Here is a 20815-nt window from a genome sequence, read left to right as displayed (position 1 = left end):
GTGGCTATGAGGGGCGACAGTACGGCCGATCAGGCGCTCTTGCCGAACTGTTCGCGCACTTTCTCGACTTTCGGCGCGGCGTGCATCCGACAGTAGGCGTCCTGCGGGTTCTTCTCGAAGTAGTCCTGATGGTGTTTTTCGGCCTCGTAGAACATCTCCAGGGGTTCGATATCGGTGACGATGGAGTCGTCGTAGAGGCCCGACGCGTCGAGTTCGTAGACGAAGTCTTCGACGATTTCGCGCTGTTCGTCGTCGTGATAGAGCACGATCGAACGGTACTGCGACCCGATGTCCGGCCCCTCCCGGTCCTCGGTCGTGGGGTCGTGAATCTTGAAGAAGACTTCCAGCAGGTCGACGTAGCTGATCGCGTCGGGATCGTATGCGATCTGTACGACCTCGGCGTGACCGGTCGTCCCGCGACAGACCGCTTTGTAACTGGGGTCGTCGTCGTGGCCGCCCGCGTAGCCGGAGGTGACCGATTCGACACCGTCGAGTTCCTTGAACGCCGCTTCGGTACACCAGAAACAGCCACCGCCGAGCGTGGCGTGGGCGAGTGAATCGTCTGTCATCGAGGGTCAGTACGGGCCAGAGCGGAAAGTATTGTGCGGTGGCCGAAGCCATCCCGGACGACACACCACGCTACCGCCGGCGAGGGATCATCTCGACCGGACCGTCCGGCCGCAGCGTGATCGAGGGGGCAAACGAGAGTTCGTCGACGGTCGACTCGACGGTCCACTCCTGGAGCATCGTCGCCAGCACGAGCCGGGCCTCCATCATTGCGAAGCGGTCGCCGATACAGCGCCGCGGCCCGCCGCCGAAGGGGAAGTACGCGAACGCCGGCAACTCCTGTTCGAAGTCGTCGGTCCAGCGCTCCGGGCGGAACGCGAGCGGGTTGTCGTAGTACTCCGGATCGCGGTGGAGCACCCACTGCTGGAACGACACCGTGGTGCCCTCGGGGATCCGGTAGCCACCCACCGTATCCGGCTCTGCGGCCTCGCGGATCAGATCGTACACCGGCGGGTAGATGCGCATCCCCTCCCGGACGACCTGCTCGGTGTAGCTGAGTTCGGGCAGGTCTCTCACCGTCGGCCGGTCGCCGCCGAGCACGTCGTCGAGTTCGGCCTGCAGGATCGCGCGCTGGTCGGGGTTCTTCGAGAGCAGTTGGAGCGTGTACGTCAGCGCGAGCGCGGTCGTCTCGTGACCCGCCAGCAGTATCGTGATCACCTCGTCGCGGATCTGCTCGCGGGACGGCGGGTCGTCCTGGGCCTGCAACAGTGAGACGACGTCGTCGCCGTCGCTACCGGTCTGCTGGTCGATGATCCGATCGGCGACGGCAGAGAGGTCCTCCATCGCCCGGTCGAACCGCCGGTTCCCCGGCGTCGGCGCCCAGTCGGGGATGTCGATCGGCCGCTGGATGCGGGTACTCGCGCGGTCCATCACCGTCTCCAGGGCGTCCGCGATCGCTTCTTCCTGCTCGCCGAGGTCGATGTCGAACAGCGCCTCGGCCGCGATCTGGACGGTCAGCGACATCATGTCGTCGTGGATGTCGCGCTGGTGGCCCGCCCGCCACTCCGCACAGAGTCGCTCGGTCGCGTCGACCATCACGTCGGCGTACCCCTGGAGGGCATCGGGGTGGAACGCCGGTTCGATCGTGTGTCGTTGGGAGCGCCAGAACGATCCCTCGCTGGTCAGCAGGCCGTTGCCCAGCGCCGGCCGGAGCGTGCTCTGGAACCGCTCGCCCTTGTCGTAGGCCGCGTTGTTGTCGACGAGGACGTGTCTGACGAACGCCGGATCGCTCAACTGAACGAACTCGAACCGGCCGATCTTGTACCGGGCGACCGGGCCGTGCGTGCGGGCGACCCGCGTGTAGAAGGCGAGCGGATCGGCGGCGAACTCGGCGGTGTTACCCAGTAGCGGGTCACCCTCGGGGCCGGGGATCGACCTGAACGCCCGGGGAGGCGTCTCGGATGGGTCATCTGTCGTCATCGCTACATTGACATGGAGCGTCCCACCCGAAGGATCTTTGGGGGAACTGCCGTCGATGGTTACAGCCCAGTATACTCGCTACCGATGACCTCCCGGAGCCGCTCCGCGGTGACCTGGCCGACGCCCTCGGCCTCCAGCAGGTCCTCCTCGCGGGCGGTCATCACCGCCTCGACGGTGCCGAACTCCGAGAGCAAGGATCGGGCGGTAACGGGGCCGATATCGGCGATAGCGGCCACCACGTACTCCTGCTGTTCGGCCAGCGTCTTCGACTGTTTCTCGCCGTGGACCGAGACCTCGCGGTCGTCCTTTTGCTGTTCGCGCCCGGCGATCACCGCCAGTAGTTCGCGGGTCTCCGCCTCGTCCTCGGTCTGCAGGATGCTCGCACCGAAGTCGACTGCGAGACTCGACAGCGCACCGCGGATCGCGTTCGGGTGGACGTCCCGTTTCCCGTAGAGATCGGAGCCCTCGATGATCACGACGGGCCGAGAGTAGTGCCGGGCGGCGTCGCCGACCTGCTCAAACATCGAGCGGTCGCCGCCGGTGAGCGTATCGAGGAAGTCGTCGACGGTCTTTCGCTCGACGGCGACGCGATCGGACAGGATATAGTCGCCGACAGCCAGCGTCTCTAGTCTCGTCTGGACGTCGTCGCGCTTCGAGAGTTCGCGGGCGATGGTGGCGTCGAGTTCGCGCTGGTCGGCGACGATCTCGATTTTCTCGTCGTCGCGACTGGCGGTTGCGACGACCGCGTCGTCGACGTCCTCGTCACTCTCCGTATCGGCGTCTTCGTCGTCTTCGTCCGCGAACTCCTGTAAACCGGGCTGATCCCCGGAGTCGCTCGCCGCGACAGCGCCGCCGTCGGCCGACGCCGTTTCGGCCGCACTGCCGAAATCGCCGAGTTGCTGCTGGCTGTCGTCGAGTTCCTCGACGATTTCGTCGGTCGCTCCCTTGAGTTCGCGGAGTTCGTCCTCCATCTGTTGTTCGCGCCGCCGCGAGATCCAGAAGTACGCCTCGTCGCGGGTGTCTTCGGCCAGCAGGACGACGACGCGGCCCTCGTCCTGTCGTCCGGTTCGGCCCTTGCGCTGGATCGAGCGGATCGCCGTCGGGACGGGTTCGTAAAAGAGCACGAGATCGACCTCGGGGACGTCGAGGCCCTCCTCGGCGACCGACGTCGAGACGAGCACCTCGAACTCCGCGTTGCGGAAGGCGTCGAGGGTCTCCTGTTGTTCGTTCTGGGTCATTCCGTCGCTCCCCTCGCGGTCGCCCTGGCCGACGAACCGGCGGGCGTCGAAGTTCTCGTTCAAAAACTCGGTGAGAATCTCGGCGGTGTCACGCGACTCGGTGAAGACGATGACGCGCTCGCCCTGCTCGATGCCCAGCGTCTCGGCGAGCAAGACGTGCATTCGCGAGAACTTGGGGTGGATTTCGTCGTAGGCCTCGACGTCTTTCATCGCCTGCCGAATGCGCGGGTCGGAGACCAGTCGCTGGTCGGCCTTGGACGCGCCCGACGACCGGGCGGCGTTGCGCAGGCGGTCGAAATACCGCTCTAAGGCCTCGACGCTCTGGGTCTCGACGTAGGTGACGGCGGTCTTGACTTTGCGGATCTCCGCGTGTAGCGACATCCCCTTGTACCCCTCCGACTGGTCGTTGTTCATCAGTTTCTGCAACTCGGCGCGCATCGACTGGAGGTCGTTCTCCGAGAGGCTTGCACTGCGTTTGCCGGTGACGCCGAGTTCGCGCAGTTTCTCCAGTCGGTCCTCGATGACCTCGTTTAGCGCGTCCCGGATGTCGGTTATCTCGTCGGGCAGTTCGATGCGCTCCCACTCGACCTCCGTCTCGTGGGTGTACTCGTCCACGTCGGCGTCCTCCTCGGTCATCACCTCGACGTCGCCGATGCCGAGGTTCTCACAGACTTCGAGGATCTCCTCCTCGTCGCCGCCGGGCGAGGCGCTCATCCCGGTGACGAGCGGGTTGCTCGCGTCGGCGTGATAGCGCTCGGCGATGTAGTTGTAGGCGTAGTCGCCGGTCGCGCGGTGACACTCGTCGAAGGTGAGGTGGGTGACGTCGCGGAGGCTGATCCGACCGCCCACGAGGTCGTTCTCGATGACCTGTGGCGTCGCGATGACGATGGTCGACTCCTCCCAGAGTGCGGCGCGGTCGTCCGGGCTGACGTCGCCGGTAAAGACGACGATGTCTTCTTCCGGCATCGAGAGCGCCTCCCGGTAGAAGTCGGCGTGTTGCTGGACCAGCGGCTTGGTCGGGGCGAGAAAGAGCACCTTGCCACCGACCTCGTCGAGCCGTCTGGCGGTGACGAGCAGGCTCACCGTCGTCTTGCCGAGTCCGGTCGGCAGGCAGACGAGCGTATGGCCCTCTGCTGCTGTCCCGGCTAGCTGGAGTTGGTAGAGCCGTCGCTCGATGAACGAGGGCGAGAGCATCGGGTGGTCCACGTACTGTTGGTCTCCGTCCGTGGAAGCCATTTGCCGGTCGTTCGGCGTCGGCGAGGTTAAGCGTTCCCGTACCGCGGTGAAAGTAGTTGGCGGGACAGCGAGCAAGAGTTAACACCGTCGCCGCAGTCGAAACGAGTATGCAGGCGTTCGTTACTGGTGTTGTCGATGCCGTCCAGGAACTCTCGGTCTGGCGACAGGTGGCAGTCGTTATCCTCATTTCGGCGGCGCTGGCGACGGCCATCGAAATCGTCGCCCGGTCGTGGCTCAAGCGACGGCCGGCGGACGACATTTCGACGGTCGTCTTCGACGTCCTCCACGTACCGGTGTATCTCTCGGTGATCCTGGCGGGCGTGTACACGGTGGTCCAGTTGCTGCAACCGCCGGGGGTTACGTTCTTTCTCACAGCGACGACGCAGTCGCTACTGGTGGTCCTGTGGGCGCTGGGTAGTCAGCGGCTTGGTGCGGAGTGGCTCACCCGACTGGACGAGACCAATCCGGTCTACGACATCGCACCCGTTCTGAAAAACCTCTGGGCTGCGACGGTCGTCGCCGTCACGGTCGGCGTGTTACTCTCGGTCTGGCGGATCGATCTGACGCCGCTTCTGGCCTCCGCTGGACTGTTTGGCATCGTCCTCGGCTTCGCCGCTCGGGACGCCATCGCCAACTTCGTCGGCGGAATCGCGCTGTTCGTCGATGGCACGTACAAGCCGGGGGACTTCGTCGTCCTCGAATCCGGCGACAAGGGGACCGTCATCGACATCGGACTCCGGAGCACGACGATCCTCACTCCGGATCGCGTGATGGTGACGGTCCCGAACGCCGTGTTGAACTCGACACAGGTCATAAACGAGTCCTCGCCCCATCGCTACAAGCGGATGAACGTCCCAGTCGGCATCGAGTACGGAGCCGATCCGGAGTACGTCGAGGAGGTCCTCCTGGAGGAACTCGAAGCCGAAGACGATATCATGTCGTCGCCGCCGAGCGAGGTCAGGTTCATCGAGTTCGGCGACTCGGCGCTCCTGTTCGAGGTCCGCGGCTACATCCCCCATTCCACCCGGGAGCCCAGAGCGCGCCACGCCGTCAACAAGCGCATCCACAGGCGACTCCGCGAGGAGGGGATCGAGATCCCGTACCCACAGCGGACGATTACCTACGGCGACGACAGCGAGGAAGCGGCCGGGACGGATCGAGACGCCGTCAAGGAGTTCGATCCGACGCCGGACGACGACGAGTGACCGACGCGAGCGCACGCCGGCCCCGAAGCCGTTCCCCCTGACTTTAGGACCGGTGGGTCCAATCACCACAGCATGGTAGTCCACGAGAGCGACCTCCCCGGCGTCGGCAAGAAGTTCGAGGTCGATCTGCAGGGAGAAGAGACGCTCGTCATCGTCATTCACAACACCGGCAAGCGCGAGTTGTTCATTCGAGAGACGCCGAATGCGGACTCGGAGAAACTGTTCGAACTATCGGACAAGCTTGCCCGACAGGTGGGAACGATCATGGAAGGGGCGTACTTTCAGCCGATCAGAGATACTGATATCAGCACGGCGCTCGGCGAGGATACACTGATCGAGTGGGCGAAGGTCACCGAGGACGCCGAACTCGCCGGCAAGACACTAGAAGCAGCACAGGTGCGAAACAGAACTGGCGCGTCGGTTATCGCGATCCAGCGCGGCGAGGAGACCATCGAGAGCCCCGCCGGAGACACCGTCATCGAGGCCGACGATACGCTCGTCGCGCTGGGTGACAGGGCGAGCCACGGGAAACTCGAACAGTTCGCCGGCGGCAAGGAGCTCGACGAAGACGAACTGGACGACGGCCAATAGATGGCCGAGCTAGAGCTGATTCACGTCGGCGTGATGTTCGCGGTCATCGCCGTGGCGGGCGGGCTCGCGAACAGGATCGGCCAGTCGGTGATCCCGTTCTATCTGGTCGCCGGGATCGTGATGGGAGAGGCAGTACTGGGCAGCGTCGGAACGCTATCGATCGACGCCGTCGGGATGGCGATCTCGGGCGGCGACCTCTGGCTCGATCCCGAGTCCGAGTTCATCCACCTCGGTGCGGAGCTCGGAATCGTCTTTTTGCTCTTTTTTCTCGGTCTGGAGTTCAGTATGAACCGTCTCATCGAAAGCGGAGAGCGGATCGGCAGGGCCGGGACGATCGACCTGTTGAACTTCCTCCCCGGCCTGGTGATCGGCTACGTCGTCTTCGGCGGGTTCGTCGAAGCGATCCTGCTGGGCGGGATCGTCTACATCTCCTCGTCCGCGATCATCACCAAGTCGCTGATCGATCTGGGCTGGATCGCCAACGACGAGAGCGGCGCGATGCTCGGCACGCTCGTCTACGAGGACCTGATCATCGCGCTGTATCTCGCCGTTGTCACCGCTATCGTGCTGGGTGCCGGCGGACTCGCGGGTGCGATCACGGATATCCTGCTCGCGATTGCGGTCCTGTTCGTCCTCGTGGTCGTCGTCTATTTCGGCACAGAATACTTCCAGCAGTTCCTGGCGGTCGACTCGGTCGAACTCACCCTACTCCGAACGGTCGCGATCACGGTACTCGCCGCCGGCGTCGCACTCGCGCTGGGCGTCAGCGAGGCCGTTGCGGCCTTCTTCATCGGAATGGGTTTTTCGAGCACGGATCACGTCCACCAGATCGAGGAGCTACTGCGCCCGCTCCGAGATGTCTTCGCCGCGGTGTTTTTCTTCTGGATCGGACTCCTCACCGATCCGTTCGTCTTCCTCGACGCGACCGTCACGGGGCTGATACTCGCGACCGTCGCGCTCTCGGGGCCGACGAAGTTCGTCACCGGCTACCTCGCCGGACGTGTCTACGACCTCGACGAACGCCGCTCGTTCCGGGTCGCCTGCGGGATGACGACTCGCGGCGAGTTCTCGCTGATTATCGCCTCGGTTGCGGCCGCCGCGAGCGCCGAGTTATGGGGCGACGCTATCACGCAGACGATCCCCTCGATAGCCGTCGGCTACGTGCTGGTAATGAGCGTGCTCGGGACGCTGGCGATGCAGTACGCGGACTGGCTATGGACGCTTGCGGAGCCGTTTCTCGTCGACGAGGAAGCGGCGGCCGGAACTGCGGACTGAGCACCGGCGGGACGGTTCCCGGCGTCCCGACGTGCGCGACACTGTTTAATCGTCTTTTCGCTGGCGGGCTTCGGCGGACGTCGCATCGAAGCCCAGGGGATCGGTAGTCGCGTCAGCACCCCCCAGTTCGTCGTCGGTATCGACCATCTGTACCCCGTTCGCGGCCTCCAGTTTTCGAAGTTCGTCGGGCCGACCGATAGCGAACAGAGCGTCACCGATCTCGATGGAACGCTCGCGCTCCGGGATGGTCTCGACCGCACCGCCGTGGCTCCGGACGGCGATGATCGTCGCGTCGAGGGCACCGATCGGTTTCCCGACGAGCGGGCTGTCCGCCCCGATTTCGACGACGCCCATCGTCTCCTCCCCCCGGCGGAGCATCGCCGCAAACTCGCGGTCGGGGTGGGGATCGGCTGAGAGCGTCATCAGTCGGTACTCGGTGGTCGGGTCGATCCGCGCGGCCACCGTCTCGTCGGTCGCCAGCGTCGCGACGGAGTCGACGCTCGCGCGCAGTTCGGCCGTCCCGATCCGTTCGTCCCGTCCATCGGCCACATCCCAGATCTGGACGGTGTCGCCCGGTGTCGCGCTAAACGGCGGATCGGCGCGAACCGCGACCGCGGCGGTCTTCGGCGGGAGCGTCGGACCGATGCCCGCGACCCGGCGGCCGACCGCGAAATACTCGACGGTGCCGTCGAGCGCGAGGTCGACATCGACGTAGCCGATATCGTGGCCCTCCTTGAGTCGGGCCGTCAACCCTGACTCCAGTTCGGTCACCGTGAGTCCGCGCGGGAAATCGAGTTTGCGCCCCGCGAGCGCCTGTCTGGTTTCCTCCTCGACGGGATCGTACCCCTCGATGTCGTCGATTTCGTCGGGAAGCGTAACGGTGATGAACCGACCCGCCGCACGCACGATCGGACTGAAATCCGGCTGCAACCGCCCCCAGGAGATCCGCTCGGACGTACCCGCCCAGTCGCCGAGACGCCGGCCGCCGTAGGACGCGATGCCGGCGACGACGAACACGCCGACGTTGACGAGCGCCTCGCTGACGCTGAACGGATCACCCGTCCCACCGACGAACTGGACGAAGACGAGGCGCGTGTTGAGGTAGATCGCGACCACGCCGAGGCCAATGATGAGCGTCGCGCCTTCGGGTAGTTCGGTGCGGGCTCTGACTCGATACATGTAGGTCGCGAGCGTCGTCACCGCGCCGGCGAGGAGCGCCAGTCCGGCGATCCGGATCGCCGCCGCGACGAGCGGATGCGAAACGAGCATCGTGAGGAAGTTCATTGGCCCATCGCCTCGAACTCGCGTAGCTGATTCGGTCGACCGACGACGATCAGCGAGTCGCCAGCCTGCAACTCGGTGCCGCCATCGGGGGCAACGATACGCTCCATCGACCGGCGGATCCCCAGAATGGCGACGCCGTACGTATCGCGGACCCGCGCCGTCCCGATGGTCTGCCCGACGAGGCTACTCCCCTCCGCGAGCACCACCTTCCGGAACCGGTTCCCGTGCTCTTTGAGGACGCCGATCGCCTCGTACTCCCGTTGCTTGCCCCGCGAGTGGAAGACGGTTGGCGCGAACTCGGCCCGGATTACTTGCCGGGCATCGTCGGCAGGGAGCGCAACGGTGACCTGCCCCTCGCCACCGGTAGTCGTCGGCGCCGACGGTACGGGGGGATTGGTCTCGTCCGCAGTGGCCGGCTCAGCCGTCCCATCTCCCGCCACGTTCGGTTTCTGCTCCGTGGTCCGGGGCTCCCCGCCGCTCGTCCGGGCGCTCACGACCGGGCCGGTGACGTCTCCGTCGGGAAGCCGGAGCGTCACGGAATCGCCCCTCGCGACCCCGCTCGGCAGGAGCGTCCGGATCGAGACGGCGCGTTTCCCGGCGGGCACGCGACGGGAGAGGCCCGCCGCGCTCGGTGCCGCGGCGATCTGTGCCCGGCCCTGCTCGTCTATCGTCACCGCGACGGCGGCCAGTTCGTACTCGGTCGTAAGCCGCTCTTCGAGTCGGCTTTCGAGTTCCGGCAACGAGAGGCTCGCGGGGAACTTCCAGGAGTCCTCGTGGAGCGCCTCCCGGACGCTGTCGGACAGCGCCGGATAGCCCTCGACGTCGAGCACCTCCCCGACCGGACGGATACGGATCTGTCCGTAGGAATCAACGCGCTCGATCAGATCGGTCGACAGTCGACTCTCCCGGAGCGACCTGAGTGTAAGCCTGCGCGGGGTCGCCGCCGCGAGTGCGTCACCCTGCCCGTGGGCCCACAGGCAGGCCATCAGGATGACCAGTACGGCGGTGATCCCGGTCCAGCTATCGGCCAACTGTGGATCCACTAACCCCATGAGACCACCGGAGATGCCGGCTAGCGCGCCGCCCAGAACGACGACACCGAGTCCGGGGACGGTGACGTTCGTGAAATATTTGAAGCCAAACCCGATCGAGAAGGCGATAAACCCGGGGAAGATACCGGCAAGCAGCCCGAGATAGATGCCGACGAGCACCTCCGCAATCTGTGCCGAAGCCATTGCACCGTGTCAGTCACCGATGAGTTAAAGAGATGTGGATTTATGTAAGTAAAGTTATATATTTTCAGTACGCGAACGACCGAATTCGCAAGGTGTTGACGCCAGTATCGAATCCGGATCGGACTACAGGGATATGGATTACCCACAAGCGTTATCATTTGGAGTGAGCTAATAGGCCGCTATGGGTGAACCGGTCCGGATATTACACGTGGACGACGAAGCCCGTTTCGCGGGGCTGACAGCGACTCATCTGGAGCGGGCCGACGAGCGCTACGTCGTCGAGACGGCCGCTAGCGCCGACGAAGGACTATCGGCGCTAGAAGAGGAGACGTTCGACTGCGTCGTCTCGGACTACGACATGCCGGGCCGGAACGGGATCGAGTTCCTCCAGACGGTTCGCGAGACCCATCCGGATCTCCCCTTCGTGTTGTTCACCGGCAAAGGTAGCGAGCAGGTCGCCGGTGAGGCGATTTCGGCCGGGGTGACGGACTATCTGCAAAAGGAGACGGGGACAGAGCAGTTCGAGTTACTGCACAACCGGATCGAGAACGCCGTCACACAGTACCGGGCCGAGAGCGAACTCGAACAGCACCGGTCGGTTCTGGAAACCCTGATCGAGAACCTGCCTGCGGGGATCCTCGTCGAGGACGAGTCCCGAGAAATACTCGCCGCCAACGCAAGCCTCACCGAGATGTTCGGCGGGAACAGGTCTCCCGAGGAGTTCGTCGGGGCGGACTGCGAACGACTGGCGGACGAACTCAAGGGCGTATTTCGCCGGAGCGAGGAGTTCGTAACGACGATCGACGAGCACCTCGAGGCGCGCGAACCAGTCAGGGGTGAGGAGTTCGCCCTCACGGACGGCCGCATCATCGAACGCGACTACGTCCCCTACGAACTGCCGAAAGGGAAGGCGAACCTGTGGATGTATACCGACGTCACTGACGCTCGGGAGACCGAGCAACTGCTCACAGGACTCTTCGAGCAGTCACTGGACGGGATCGGCGTGAGAGATATCATCACCGACGAGGCGGGTACGCCGGTCGATTACGTGTACAGACGGGTCAACGACCGGTTCGGGCAGTTGACCGGTCTCGACGCTGACGAGGTCGTCGGCCAGCGCGCGACGGACGCGATAGACGGGATCGAAGAGACGGGGTTCATCGAGACCTTCGGCGAGGTCGCCCTCGGAGGGGAGCCGATGCGGTTCGAGCAGTACTCCGAACCTCTCGACAGACACTACGAGATCGCCGTGTTCTCGCCGAAGCCGGGACGGTTCATCACGCTCTTCTCGGACATAACTGAGCGGAAAGAGCGGGAGGCCGAACTCGAACAGTTCAAGTTCTTCGTCGAGCACACGCCCGACTTGATACTCGTTCTCGGAGAGGACTTGACCGTCCAGTATCAGAGCCCGATCTCCCCAGCAGTCGACTACGAGCCACAGGTTGTGACGAAGAACGATCCGATCCAGCACGTCCACCCGGACGATCAGGAAAAAGCGATCAAGGGGTTCCAGCAGGCGATAGCGTCCCCGGACGAGGTCGTGACGACCGAGTTCCGGGCCGAGGACGCCGATGGCACGTGGCGGTGGTTCGAGACCCGTACGGAGAACCTGCTCGGAACCGAGCCGATCGACGGCGTGCTGGTGACCATCCGTGAGGCGACTGACCGAAAGGAGAAAGAACAACAGCTACGGCGACAGAACCAGCGCCTCGACGAGTTCGCGAGCGTCGTCTCCCACGACCTCAGGAACCCGCTAAGCGTGGCCAACGCCCGACTGGACCTGCTCGAAGCCGAGTCCGAGAGCCACCATACCGAGGAGATTCGGTGGGCGCTCGACCGGATGGATAGCCTGATCGACGACGTCCTGACGCTCGCGCGCCAGGGAGAGGCCGTCGGCGAGACCGATCGGGTCGTACTAGACGACATCGTTACCCAGTGTTGGACCGTTGTAGCGAACAGCGAGGCGACGCTTGCTAGCGAAATATCGATGGCAATCCGTGCCGATCGGAGTCGTCTCGCGCAGTTGTTGGAGAACCTGTTTCGGAATAGCGTGGAGCATGGCACCACGAACAGTCGGTCGCAGACCGACGACGCTGTCGAGCACGGCTCGACAGGCCCTGACTCACAGGTTCGTCAGGACAGCGTGGAGCATGGCTCCACGAACAGTCGGCCACAGGGCGACACCAAACCACTCCAGGTCACTGTCGGCGAACTCCCCGACAGGGATGGGTTCTACGTCGAAGATACCGGCTATGGGCTCTCCGAAGCCGACCAGGACAGGATCTTCGAGCCGGGCTACTCCTCGACGGAGGACGGGACGGGCTTTGGGCTCGCAATCGTCGAACAGATCGTTTCCGCACACGGCTGGGAGATGTCGGTGACAGAGAGCACGGCGGGCGGCCTACGTTTCGAGATCAGCGGCGTCGAACGCGTCGACTGACGACCGCTCGATTAGGGGTTATGAGGTTTATGCCGTCGCGTGACGATATCATAGTATGGTAGCCGAGAGCGCCACCGGCACGCTTCTGTTCCCCGTCGGGAACCCGGAGACGGTCGACCGGCTAATAGATACCGCGATCGATATCGCGAACGGTCAGTCGCTGCATATCCTCGTTCTACACGTGGTCGAAGTACCGGAACAGGTCCCACTCACTCAGGGCCATCGCCTCCTCGAGAACGGCGAGGAAGAGCAGTTGCTCGACGACGCGAGAAATCGGATCGAGGACGCTGACGTCCCCGCCGAGTCCCAGATCCGGTTTGCGCGGGACATCGCGACGGGGATTGTCGGGGGGGTTGATAAGCACGACGCCGACGCGCTCCTGCTGGGATGGCGCGGACGGCCGCGACGCCGGGACATCGTGCTGGGGAGTTTCATCGATCGCGTCCTCGGTGAAGCGCGCTGTGACGTGTTCGTCAAGCGGATCCGACGACCCCAGTGGGACGTCGACTCGATACTCGTCCCCGTCACGGAGGGGCCACACGCCGAACTCGCCGTGGAACTGGCCGGGACAATCGCGCCAGAGCGCAATGCCGACGTCCGGCTAGTACACGTTCTCCAGTCCGACGTTGGCGACTCGGCAACCGAAACAGCAGAACAGTTGCTCCGGGAGAGCGCCACCATCCTCCCCGAAGACGTCGACGTCGATACGGCGATCCTCCGGAACGACCACGTTGGGGGAGCGATCACCGACGAGACCGCGAAACACGACCTCACGATCCTCGGAGCGACACGGGCCCCGTTCCTCCGACGGAAACTCGTTGGCTCCATTGCAGAGGGCGTCGGGCGCTCGGCGGCGAGCGAGGTGATAATCGTACGGAGAGCGCTGGAAGAGCGGTAACCACTCAAACGACAGTCGGCATGAACTCGACGCCGATGTACGCCGCGAACCCGGCGACGATGGGAATCGTGAGGTTGTCGTCGATGACGAACCCACTGATCCGGGGCTTGACGCCGTCGGCGACCATCGCGCCAAGTGCGGCGACGGCCGCCGCGACGGGGGGCAGAAACGGCCACGCGATGATGAGGCTGATGACGAACATCGCCGCCAGCGAGCGGGGATGTTTGACCGTCCGGAGTGTGTCGGAGCCGAGCAGCCCGCTCACTGGGTCGCCGATGGTGAGCATCAGTATCGCCGGGACGCCGATCGGCGGCCCGAACGCCAGCACGACAACGGTGATGCTGAAGACCCCCAGCGCGTAGCCGGCAAGCGCGTCCTGCTCGTACTCGCGGGTGAGTTTCTCGAAGATCCAGAGATCGAGCGGCGTGAACAGGCGCACTGCCTCGATCAGGATCGTGCCACCGCTCGCCACGAGCATCAGGGTGCCCAGTTGCGCCCACGTCAGGACGTCAAGCAGGTACAACACCGGGATGATCGAGGTGCTCGCGTGGAACAGTCGGCGCTTGAGTTCGTCGGCCATCTACCGCTCCGCGAGTACGTCGAAGGACAGGTCGCCGGAGCGAAGCGCCGCAAGGGTCTCGGTCAGATCGTCGAGAGAGACCCTCACCTGCTCGGTCGAATCGCGCTCGCGAACGGTGACGGTACCCTCTTCGAGCGCCTCGTAGTCCACAGTGACGCAGAAGGGCGTGCCGACCTCGTCCTGGCGGCGGTAGCGGCGACCGATCGCACCGGAGTCGTCGTAGGCGACCGAGAGGCCCGCCTCGCGGAGGTCGGTGGCAACATCGCCGGCGAGTTCGCCCAGCCCTTCCTTGTCCATGAGCGGGAAGACGCCGACGAACGTCGGTGCGACCTCGGGGTCGAGCGCGAGGTAGGTGCGCTCCTCGCCGTCGACCTCGTCCTCGCGGTAACTGTGGGCGAGAATCGTGTAGAGCACGCGGTCGATACCGAACGACGGCTCGACGACGTGGGGCGTGATCTGCTCGCCCGCCTCGGTGACCTCCTCGACGGTGAACTCGGTTTTCTCGACCGGGATGGCGTACTCCTCGCCATCGGCGGAGACCGTGACGGTCTCGCCGTCAAACGCCGAGCGATCCTCCTCGGCGAGTGTCGCCAGCGCGTCGGCAATCTCGCCGGCCGCGCCGCCGAACTCGGGCCCGAGGTAGCTCATATCGGGATCGACCGTCGCTCGTTCGACGGTCTTCGGTTCGTCGTACTGCTTGAAGATCGTGAACTCCTCGTCGGAGTGTTCGCCGTGTTTGCTCAGGTCGTAGTCGCTCCGATAGGCGAAGCCGGTGAGTTCCACCCAGTCGCCATCGAGTTCGGATTCGGCGTCCCAGCAGTCCGCCGAGTAGTGGGCGAGTTCGCCGGGCAGGTGCTGGCGGAAGCGGAACCGGTCCATATCGATGCCGACGCGGTCGTACCACTGTTGGGAAATACCGAGATAGTAACCGATCCACGCGCTGGCGATGGTGCCGTCCGCGACGGCCTCGCCGACCGTCGTCGTGATCGGTTCGCCCTCGTCGTCCTGTTGCTCGGCGACGGGGTAGAGCGTCACCTCGACGTCCTCGACCGTGGCGAGGTCGGGTTCGTCCTCGTCGGGGTCGATGAACAGTTCCAGTTCGGCCTGCGTGAACTCCCGCGTTCGGATAACGGACTTGCGCGGGCTGATCTCGTTGCGGTAGGCCTTGCCGATCTGCGTGACGCCGAAGGGTAACTGATTGCGGGCGTACTCTTTGAGTTGTGGGAACTCGACGAAGATACCCTGGGCGGTCTCCGGGCGCAGATAGCCCGGCGAGGCGTCGCCAGGACCGATGTTCGTGCCGAACATGAGGTTGAAGCTCTCGACGGACTGGCCCGCGAGTCCGGTCCCGCAGTTCGGACAGGTCAGGTCGTGCTCGGCGATCAGGTCCTCGACTTCCGAAATCGGAATGGCTTCCGCGTCCTCGAGGTCGGTGTTGTCCTCGATCAGGTGGTCGGCCCGGTGGCTCTCGCCACACTCGCGACACTCGACGAGCATGTCGTCGAACGTGTCGAGATGGCCCGACGCCTCGAAGACGGGTTCGGGCATGATCGTCGGTGCGTCTATCTCCTGGTTGCCCTCCCTGACCGCGAAGCGGTCACGCCAGGCCTCCTCGACGTTCCCCTTGAGCGCCGCGCCCTGGGGACCGAACGTGTAGAAGCCGGAGACGCCGCCGTAGGCGCCCGACGCCTGCAGGAAGTAACCCCGTCGTTTCGCGAGTTCGACGAGTTTCTCGCCCGTATCAGTCATACAGCGCCTCCAGCAAGTCCATGTCTCGGACGACGCCAACGAGTTGGTCGCCGATGACCAGCGGGATCTGCTCGATATCGTGCGTGATCATCCGCTGGGCGGCCTCCTTGACACTCTTGCTCTTCGAGACAGTCACGAGGTCCGCAGTCATCAGGTCGGCGACGCTGTCGTCGGGAAGTTCGACGTTCCGGACCGTCATCGAGCGGCTCCCGACGCCCTTGATTCCCTCCCACATCCAGTCGTTGTCCTGATCCGCGAAACTGTTGCCCGTCCGCTCTTCCTCCTCGACGACACGGGCCACATCCAGGATGTCGACCTCGGTCAGCATGCCGGTGGGGTCGCCAGCCTCGTCGAGCACGACGGCGTAGGGAACGTTCGCGTAGAACAGTTCTCGCATCCCGACGGCAAGCGGTGCATCCTGATAGGTCGTGTTGATGTCCCGCGTCGCCAACTGCTCGACGCTGGTCTCGGTGTCGATGTCGCCGGTCGCGAGTGCGCGGATCACGTCGGTGATCGTGACGATGCCTTCGAGTTCACCATCGACGACGGGAATACGCCGGGCACCTTCGGTGGCCATCAGTTCGGCGAGTTGCTCGATGGTCGCGTCGTGTTCGATAGTCGGGACCTCCTCCATCAGCAGGGCAAGCTGGTCCTCGTCTGGCTGTTCGATCAGGCTCTCGCGGGAGACCAGGCCACGGTACTCCTCGCCACCGTCGGACTCTTTGACGACCGGAAGCGAAGAGAACTCGCGATCCTGCAGGTACTCTAGGGCGTCGTCGCGGCTGCCCGGAAGCGATACCGTGACGAGCTCCGAACGGGGTGTCATCGCGTCGGAAACATTCATACACCGGCGTACGTGCAAAACCGCCATAAACTCCGTGCTTCCAGCGCCGACCGAGACGGGACGCTCAGAGCGGGCTCGAACCGGTTCGAGCAGGGGATAGATTCAAAATCAATCCGATGGCTTTATAGATGTATGAAAGATAGTTACAGATATGTCCACGTCAGGCTACAGCGAGATGTCGACGGACACACGTGAGATCGTGGGAACGGTCGACGATGACGGTCACGGCGGCGAGTACGTGATCGCAGATATTACCCGAGACGGCGCGTGGATTTCGATGGACGTAGCCGACGCGGCGGAGCTATCCGACTGGCAGTAAGCCGAGCGGACTCTCCGGATGATCGATTTTTTTAGCGACGGGGCCAAACTCCCGAGCGATGCCGCCAGCACTCGAGGACAACCCGTATATCGAGGAGCCAGAGACGGAGTTCGAGGCCGTGGAGTCGCTCTCCAGAGAGGCTGCACGCGAGCAGGCCGAACAGCTCCGTGAGGCGATCCGATATCACGACCGACAGTACTACCTCGAGGCCGACCCGGTGATCGCAGACAGGGCCTACGACGCCCTGTTCGAGCGGCTACAAACGCTCGAAGAGACGTTCGACCTCGACCGAGAGGGGAGCCCGACCCAGCGCGTCGGCGGCGAGCCAGTCGAGGCGTTCGACACCGTCGAGCACGTCGCGCCGATGCTCTCGATCGAGGGGAGCGAGGACGTCAAGGAGATCCGCGCCTTCGCCGAGCGCGTCGAGAGCGAGTTCGCCGACGTGAGCTACGTCTGCGAACCGAAGTTCGACGGCATCTCGATCGAAGTCGTCTACAACGATGGCCAGTTAGAGCGCGCTGTCACCCGCGGCGACGGTCAGGAGGGCGACGACGTGACCGCGAACGTCCGGACGATCCGGTCGATCCCACTCCAACTGTCGGGCGACTATCCCGAGTTCCTGGCCGTCCGCGGCGAGATCTACATGCCCAGGGACGCCTTTCAGGCGTACAACCGCGAACTCGTCGAGCGCGGCGAGGACCCCTTCGCGAATCCCCGGAACGCGACGGCGGGGACGATCCGTCAGCACGACCCGACAGTCGTCGCGGAGCGCCCACTGGACTGTTTCTTCTTCGAGGTGCTCGACGCGAGTCGCGAGTGGGAGACCCGCTACGCCGAGGACGAGACCCTCCCAGAGTACGGCCTGCGTGTCAACGAACACACGACCCGCGTCGAGGGGATCGACGAAGCCATCGAGTACCGCGACGGGATGCTGGAGCGTCGCGACGACCTCAACTACGAGATCGACGGCGTCGTGATCAAGGTAAACGACCGGGACCAGCGCGAGACACTCGGCGCGACGTCCCGACACTACCGCTGGGCGATGGCCTACAAGTTCCCCGCACGCACCGAAGAGACGACGGTTCGCGAGATCGCAGTACAGGTCGGGCGCACCGGCCGCCTGACGCCGGTCGCACTGCTCGATCCGGTGGACGTGGGGGGCGTCACAGTCGCCCGCGCCAGCCTCCACAACCCCGACGAGATCGCCAGACTGGGCGTCGACGTCGGCGACAGGGTCCGCATCGAGCGTGCGGGCGACGTGATCCCGCAGGTCGCGGAGGTGCTCGAAGACGGGGACGACGGCCACTTCGAGTTTCCCGAGACCTGTCCGGTCTGTGACAGCGCCGTCGAGCGCGACGGTCCGATGGCCCACTGCACCGGAGGGATCGCCTGCGATGCCCAACTGCGCGAGTCGATCGTCTACTACGGAAGCGACGACGGCCTCGACATCGAGGGGCTGGGCGAGCGGACGGTTCGCCAGCTGCTCGACGCCGGGCTGATCGACGGGCTTCCCGACCTCTACCGGATCTCACCCGACGAACTCGCCGAGTTAGAGGGCTGGGGCGAGCAGAGCACACAGAACCTGGTCGACGCCATCGAGGCGACGACCGAACCCCCGCTCGCGGAGTTCCTCTCTGCGCTCGGCGTCCCCCACGTCGGACCGGCGACGGCCCGCGAACTGGCCCGCGAGTTCGGCGATCTAGATACCCTAATGGACGCGGACGTCGACGCGCTCCGGTCGGTCGACGAGGTCGGCGAGGTCGTCGCCAGGGAGATCCACGACTTTTTCGCTTCCGAGGCGAACCGCGCAGTGATCGCCGCACTCCGCAAAGAGGGCGTCGAGCCACAGTCCGCCGAGACGTCCGGCGGCGACGAGCTAGACGGTCTGACAGTCGTCTTTACCGGCAGCCTCGACGAGTACACGCGAAGCGAGGCCCAGGAACTGGTCGAGGCCCACGGGGGGTCGGCGACGAGCAGCGTCTCGGGCAACACCGACTATCTCGTCACCGGCGAGAATCCCGGTGCGACGAAGGTCGACGACGCCGAAGCGGAGGCTGTCGAACGACTCAGCGAGGCGGAGTTCGAGGCGTTGCTAGAAGAGCAGGGCGTCGAAACGGCGAACGTCTAGAGGTCGCTCCGGCGGAACAGCCACCCGCCAACCGCGAGCGGAACCACGGTCCAGGCGGCGAGGACGGCCAGTCCGGTCCAGCCGTTGACGTACCACGCGCCCATATATCGCGGCTGTGCGGCGTCACCGTAGACGAAGCCGTACAGCACCATCTGGTAGGCGTAGTGCGGGTTGATCATCGCGATGGGGTACATCCACCAGTCGAACTCGAAGAGTATCGACCACTCACCGGTCTGGACTCGGTTGACGGCGCTCTGTGTGACGAACAGGCCGGGTCCCCACAGAAACCGAAAGAGCACGTAAAGGACGAAGACGCCGACGCCTGACAGCACCGAGGAGGTCGTCGAGCCCGAAAAGCCGATCGCGAGACTCAGGTACGCGACCCCGATGAGCAGGACGGCAAAGACGAACACCAGATAGTCGATCACCGAGTACGCGTCGAACAGCGCGATGACGACGACGAGTCCGGCGAGGAAGGCGAGCAGTATCGGGATGGCGAGGACGACCGACCGCCCGAGGAACTTCCCGAGGACCACGTCGTCACGCGTGTGCGGGAGCGAGAGCGTGAGTGCGAGACTGCCCGACTGGCGCTCGCCGACGATGGCCTTGTAGCCAAGTAGGACGGCGATGATCGGGACGAACATCACCGCTGTACCGAAAAACGAGATCAGGCTCTGAACCGTTAGCTCCTCGCTGCCCGTCGCACCCAGGAACGGGACTGCGGCGTACAGCCCGGTAATAAACAGCGAGAGCAACACGAACAGCACCGAGAGCACGATGAGCGACCGGGACCTGATCGAGTCCTTCAGTTCCTTGCGCGCGATGACCTGCCAACTCATCGGCGTGCCTCCGTCGTGAACTGCTCGAACAGTTCCTCCAGCGACGCCTCCTCGGTCGAGAAGTCCGTGACTTCGACACCAGCCTCCTCGATAGCCGAGATGACGGCGGTTTTGGAGGCGTCCGCGCAGTCGACCAGCATCGTGTTCCCGTCCGTAGAGACGTTCGAAACGCCCGCGAGCGAGCGGACGGCGTCGAGCGCACGCCCGTCCGGTCGGGCGACAGTGATGCGAAGCGTGTCCGTCGAGTCGGTCGACTCGCGGAGGGCGTCGATGCTGTCCTGAGCGGTGAGTTCGCCGTTCGTGAGGATGCCGACCCGATCACAGACGGCGTCGACCTGAGCGAGAATGTGACTCGAAAAGAAGACCGTCGCACCGCGGTCCCGTTCGGCCTCGATCAGTTCGCGCATCCGGCGTGCACCGTTGGGGTCGAGGCCGGTCGTCGGCTCGTCGAGTATCAGCAAGTCAGGGTCGCCAGCGAGCGCCATCGCCAGTATCAGCCGCTGTTTCATGCCTTTCGAGTAGTCGCTGGCTCGCCTGCTCGCCGAGTCGACGAGTCCGACGCGGTCGAGCAACGCCTCGGGGTCAGCGTCGACGCCTTTGGACTCGCAGGCGAACTGGACGTGCTGGCGGCCGGTAAGCCGGTCGTAGACGCTGAATCCTTCGGGGAGGACGCCGATCCGTTGTCGGACGGCGAGCGGGTCTTCCTGACAGTCGATACCGAACACTTTCGCAGTGCCGTCGGTCGGTCGGACGAAATCGAGGAGGATGTTGATCGTCGTCGACTTCCCGGAGCCGTTCGGTCCCAGAAAGCCGTAGATCTCACCGTCCTCGACCTGGAGGGACAGGTCACGGATCGCGGTCACCGAGTCGTACCGTTTCGTGACCCCGTCGAGTTCGATGGCGGCCATATCGGAAGGCCACGAGCCGAGTGTATATTTTCTTTGTGCAACGGAGCGCGAAAGTATCCC

The 20815-nt window shown here is 64.5% G+C and carries 17 protein-coding genes; 7 read left to right on the top strand and 10 right to left on the bottom strand.

Annotation, left to right across the window (positions count from 1 at the left end; genetic code table 11):
• Positions 1-29: 29 nt before the first annotated feature.
• The 3 genes from msrA to ACFQL3_RS17230 form a co-directional block, all read right to left on the bottom strand.
• The gene (gene msrA, locus ACFQL3_RS17240; protein ID WP_377056568.1) at positions 30-569 is read right to left on the bottom strand and encodes a peptide-methionine (S)-S-oxide reductase MsrA; all 540 of its coding nucleotides are present in this window, start codon (positions 567-569) and stop codon (positions 30-32) included.
• A gap of 70 nt (positions 570-639) precedes the next feature.
• A complete protein-coding gene (locus tag ACFQL3_RS17235; protein WP_377056566.1) occupies positions 640-1986 on the bottom strand; it encodes a cytochrome P450 in 1347 nt (448 codons plus the stop codon).
• A gap of 59 nt (positions 1987-2045) precedes the next feature.
• Positions 2046-4460 (bottom strand): DEAD/DEAH box helicase, encoded by a 2415-nt coding sequence (locus ACFQL3_RS17230; RefSeq protein ID WP_377056564.1) that lies wholly within the window; start codon positions 4458-4460, stop codon positions 2046-2048.
• A 107-nt stretch (positions 4461-4567) separates the two neighbouring features.
• On the opposite strand from ACFQL3_RS17230, the gene ACFQL3_RS17225 reads away from it, so the two are divergent.
• The 3 genes from ACFQL3_RS17225 (at position 4568) to ACFQL3_RS17215 (ending at position 7531) form a co-directional block, all read left to right on the top strand.
• Positions 4568-5665: a mechanosensitive ion channel family protein gene (locus ACFQL3_RS17225; RefSeq protein ID WP_377056562.1), complete on the top strand. Its 1098-nt coding sequence runs from the start codon at positions 4568-4570 to the stop codon at positions 5663-5665.
• 72 nt (positions 5666-5737) lie between these two features.
• A complete protein-coding gene (locus ACFQL3_RS17220; RefSeq protein ID WP_377056560.1) occupies positions 5738-6256 on the top strand; it encodes a cation:proton antiporter regulatory subunit in 519 nt (172 codons plus the stop codon).
• Positions 6257-7531 (top strand): cation:proton antiporter, encoded by a 1275-nt coding sequence (locus ACFQL3_RS17215; RefSeq protein ID WP_377056558.1) that lies wholly within the window; start codon positions 6257-6259, stop codon positions 7529-7531. It abuts the gene before it with no gap.
• A gap of 45 nt (positions 7532-7576) precedes the next feature.
• On the opposite strand, the gene ACFQL3_RS17210 is transcribed toward ACFQL3_RS17215, so the two are convergent.
• On the bottom strand, positions 7577-8815 hold the full coding sequence (locus ACFQL3_RS17210) for a cation:proton antiporter regulatory subunit (RefSeq protein WP_377056556.1): 1239 nt from the start codon (positions 8813-8815) through the stop codon (positions 7577-7579).
• Positions 8812-10050 carry a TrkA C-terminal domain-containing protein gene (locus tag ACFQL3_RS17205; RefSeq protein ID WP_377056554.1) on the bottom strand — a complete coding sequence of 413 codons (1239 nt, stop codon included), beginning with the start codon at positions 10048-10050 and terminating at the stop codon, positions 8812-8814. Before ACFQL3_RS17205 ends, ACFQL3_RS17210 begins: the two co-directional genes overlap by 4 nt.
• A gap of 181 nt (positions 10051-10231) precedes the next feature.
• Between ACFQL3_RS17205 and ACFQL3_RS17200 the strand changes: the two genes are divergently transcribed.
• A complete protein-coding gene (locus tag ACFQL3_RS17200; RefSeq protein WP_377056552.1) occupies positions 10232-12490 on the top strand; it encodes a response regulator in 2259 nt (752 codons plus the stop codon).
• Between the two features lie 55 nt (positions 12491-12545).
• A complete protein-coding gene (locus ACFQL3_RS17195) occupies positions 12546-13388 on the top strand; it encodes a universal stress protein (RefSeq protein WP_377056550.1) in 843 nt (280 codons plus the stop codon).
• Positions 13389-13392: 4 nt separating this feature from the next.
• On the opposite strand, the gene ACFQL3_RS17190 is transcribed toward ACFQL3_RS17195, so the two are convergent.
• Genes ACFQL3_RS17190 through ACFQL3_RS17180 form a run of 3 tightly spaced genes read right to left on the bottom strand, consistent with a single transcriptional unit; the run spans position 13393 to position 16561 of the window.
• A complete protein-coding gene (locus ACFQL3_RS17190; RefSeq protein ID WP_377056548.1) occupies positions 13393-13968 on the bottom strand; it encodes a dolichol kinase in 576 nt (191 codons plus the stop codon).
• Complete coding sequence (glyS, locus tag ACFQL3_RS17185) at positions 13969-15717, bottom strand: glycine--tRNA ligase (RefSeq protein WP_377056546.1); 1749 nt, start codon at positions 15715-15717, stop codon at positions 13969-13971.
• A complete protein-coding gene (locus ACFQL3_RS17180; protein ID WP_377056544.1) occupies positions 15710-16561 on the bottom strand; it encodes a CBS domain-containing protein in 852 nt (283 codons plus the stop codon). Before ACFQL3_RS17180 ends, glyS begins: the two co-directional genes overlap by 8 nt.
• 151 nt (positions 16562-16712) lie before the next feature.
• On the opposite strand from ACFQL3_RS17180, the gene ACFQL3_RS17175 reads away from it, so the two are divergent.
• Together ACFQL3_RS17175 and ligA are read left to right on the top strand one after the other, a co-directional pair.
• Positions 16713-16880 (top strand): DUF7556 family protein, encoded by a 168-nt coding sequence (locus tag ACFQL3_RS17175; RefSeq protein ID WP_377056542.1) that lies wholly within the window; start codon positions 16713-16715, stop codon positions 16878-16880.
• A gap of 58 nt (positions 16881-16938) precedes the next feature.
• Positions 16939-19008, top strand: coding sequence for an NAD-dependent DNA ligase LigA (gene ligA, locus ACFQL3_RS17170; protein ID WP_377056540.1), 2070 nt, complete (start codon positions 16939-16941; stop codon positions 19006-19008).
• On the opposite strand, the gene ACFQL3_RS17165 is transcribed toward ligA, so the two are convergent.
• Positions 19005-19847 carry an ABC transporter permease subunit gene (locus tag ACFQL3_RS17165; RefSeq protein WP_377056538.1) on the bottom strand — a complete coding sequence of 281 codons (843 nt, stop codon included), beginning with the start codon at positions 19845-19847 and terminating at the stop codon, positions 19005-19007. The genes ligA and ACFQL3_RS17165 overlap by 4 nt on opposite strands.
• Positions 19844-20755 carry an ABC transporter ATP-binding protein gene (locus ACFQL3_RS17160; protein WP_377056536.1) on the bottom strand — a complete coding sequence of 304 codons (912 nt, stop codon included), beginning with the start codon at positions 20753-20755 and terminating at the stop codon, positions 19844-19846. The genes ACFQL3_RS17165 and ACFQL3_RS17160 overlap by 4 nt, the downstream gene beginning before the upstream one ends.
• Positions 20756-20815: the final 60 nt, after the last annotated feature.

The sequence above is a fragment of the Natronoarchaeum sp. GCM10025321 genome, assembly GCF_042663585.1.
GTDB lineage: Archaea > Halobacteriota > Halobacteria > Halobacteriales > Natronoarchaeaceae > Natranaeroarchaeum.
This window is presented reverse-complemented; position numbering and strand designations above follow the sequence as displayed.

Coding starts and splice junctions, on each gene's coding strand:
- ACFQL3_RS17175 (WP_377056542.1), top strand. CDS start 16,713: ATGTCCACGTCAGGCTACAGCGAGATGTCGACGGACACACGTGAGATC.
- ACFQL3_RS17220 (WP_377056560.1), top strand. CDS start 5,738: ATGGTAGTCCACGAGAGCGACCTCCCCGGCGTCGGCAAGAAGTTCGAG.
- ACFQL3_RS17190 (WP_377056548.1), bottom strand. CDS start 13,968: ATGGCCGACGAACTCAAGCGCCGACTGTTCCACGCGAGCACCTCGATC.
- ACFQL3_RS17205 (WP_377056554.1), bottom strand. CDS start 10,050: ATGGCTTCGGCACAGATTGCGGAGGTGCTCGTCGGCATCTATCTCGGG.
- ACFQL3_RS17160 (WP_377056536.1), bottom strand. CDS start 20,755: ATGGCCGCCATCGAACTCGACGGGGTCACGAAACGGTACGACTCGGTG.
- ACFQL3_RS17235 (WP_377056566.1), bottom strand. CDS start 1,986: ATGACGACAGATGACCCATCCGAGACGCCTCCCCGGGCGTTCAGGTCG.
- ACFQL3_RS17210 (WP_377056556.1), bottom strand. CDS start 8,815: ATGAACTTCCTCACGATGCTCGTTTCGCATCCGCTCGTCGCGGCGGCG.
- ligA (WP_377056540.1), top strand. CDS start 16,939: ATGCCGCCAGCACTCGAGGACAACCCGTATATCGAGGAGCCAGAGACG.
- ACFQL3_RS17195 (WP_377056550.1), top strand. CDS start 12,546: ATGGTAGCCGAGAGCGCCACCGGCACGCTTCTGTTCCCCGTCGGGAAC.
- ACFQL3_RS17200 (WP_377056552.1), top strand. CDS start 10,232: ATGGGTGAACCGGTCCGGATATTACACGTGGACGACGAAGCCCGTTTC.
- ACFQL3_RS17215 (WP_377056558.1), top strand. CDS start 6,257: ATGGCCGAGCTAGAGCTGATTCACGTCGGCGTGATGTTCGCGGTCATC.
- glyS (WP_377056546.1), bottom strand. CDS start 15,717: ATGACTGATACGGGCGAGAAACTCGTCGAACTCGCGAAACGACGGGGT.
- ACFQL3_RS17165 (WP_377056538.1), bottom strand. CDS start 19,847: ATGAGTTGGCAGGTCATCGCGCGCAAGGAACTGAAGGACTCGATCAGG.
- ACFQL3_RS17230 (WP_377056564.1), bottom strand. CDS start 4,460: ATGGCTTCCACGGACGGAGACCAACAGTACGTGGACCACCCGATGCTC.
- msrA (WP_377056568.1), bottom strand. CDS start 569: ATGACAGACGATTCACTCGCCCACGCCACGCTCGGCGGTGGCTGTTTC.
- ACFQL3_RS17180 (WP_377056544.1), bottom strand. CDS start 16,561: ATGAATGTTTCCGACGCGATGACACCCCGTTCGGAGCTCGTCACGGTA.
- ACFQL3_RS17225 (WP_377056562.1), top strand. CDS start 4,568: ATGCAGGCGTTCGTTACTGGTGTTGTCGATGCCGTCCAGGAACTCTCG.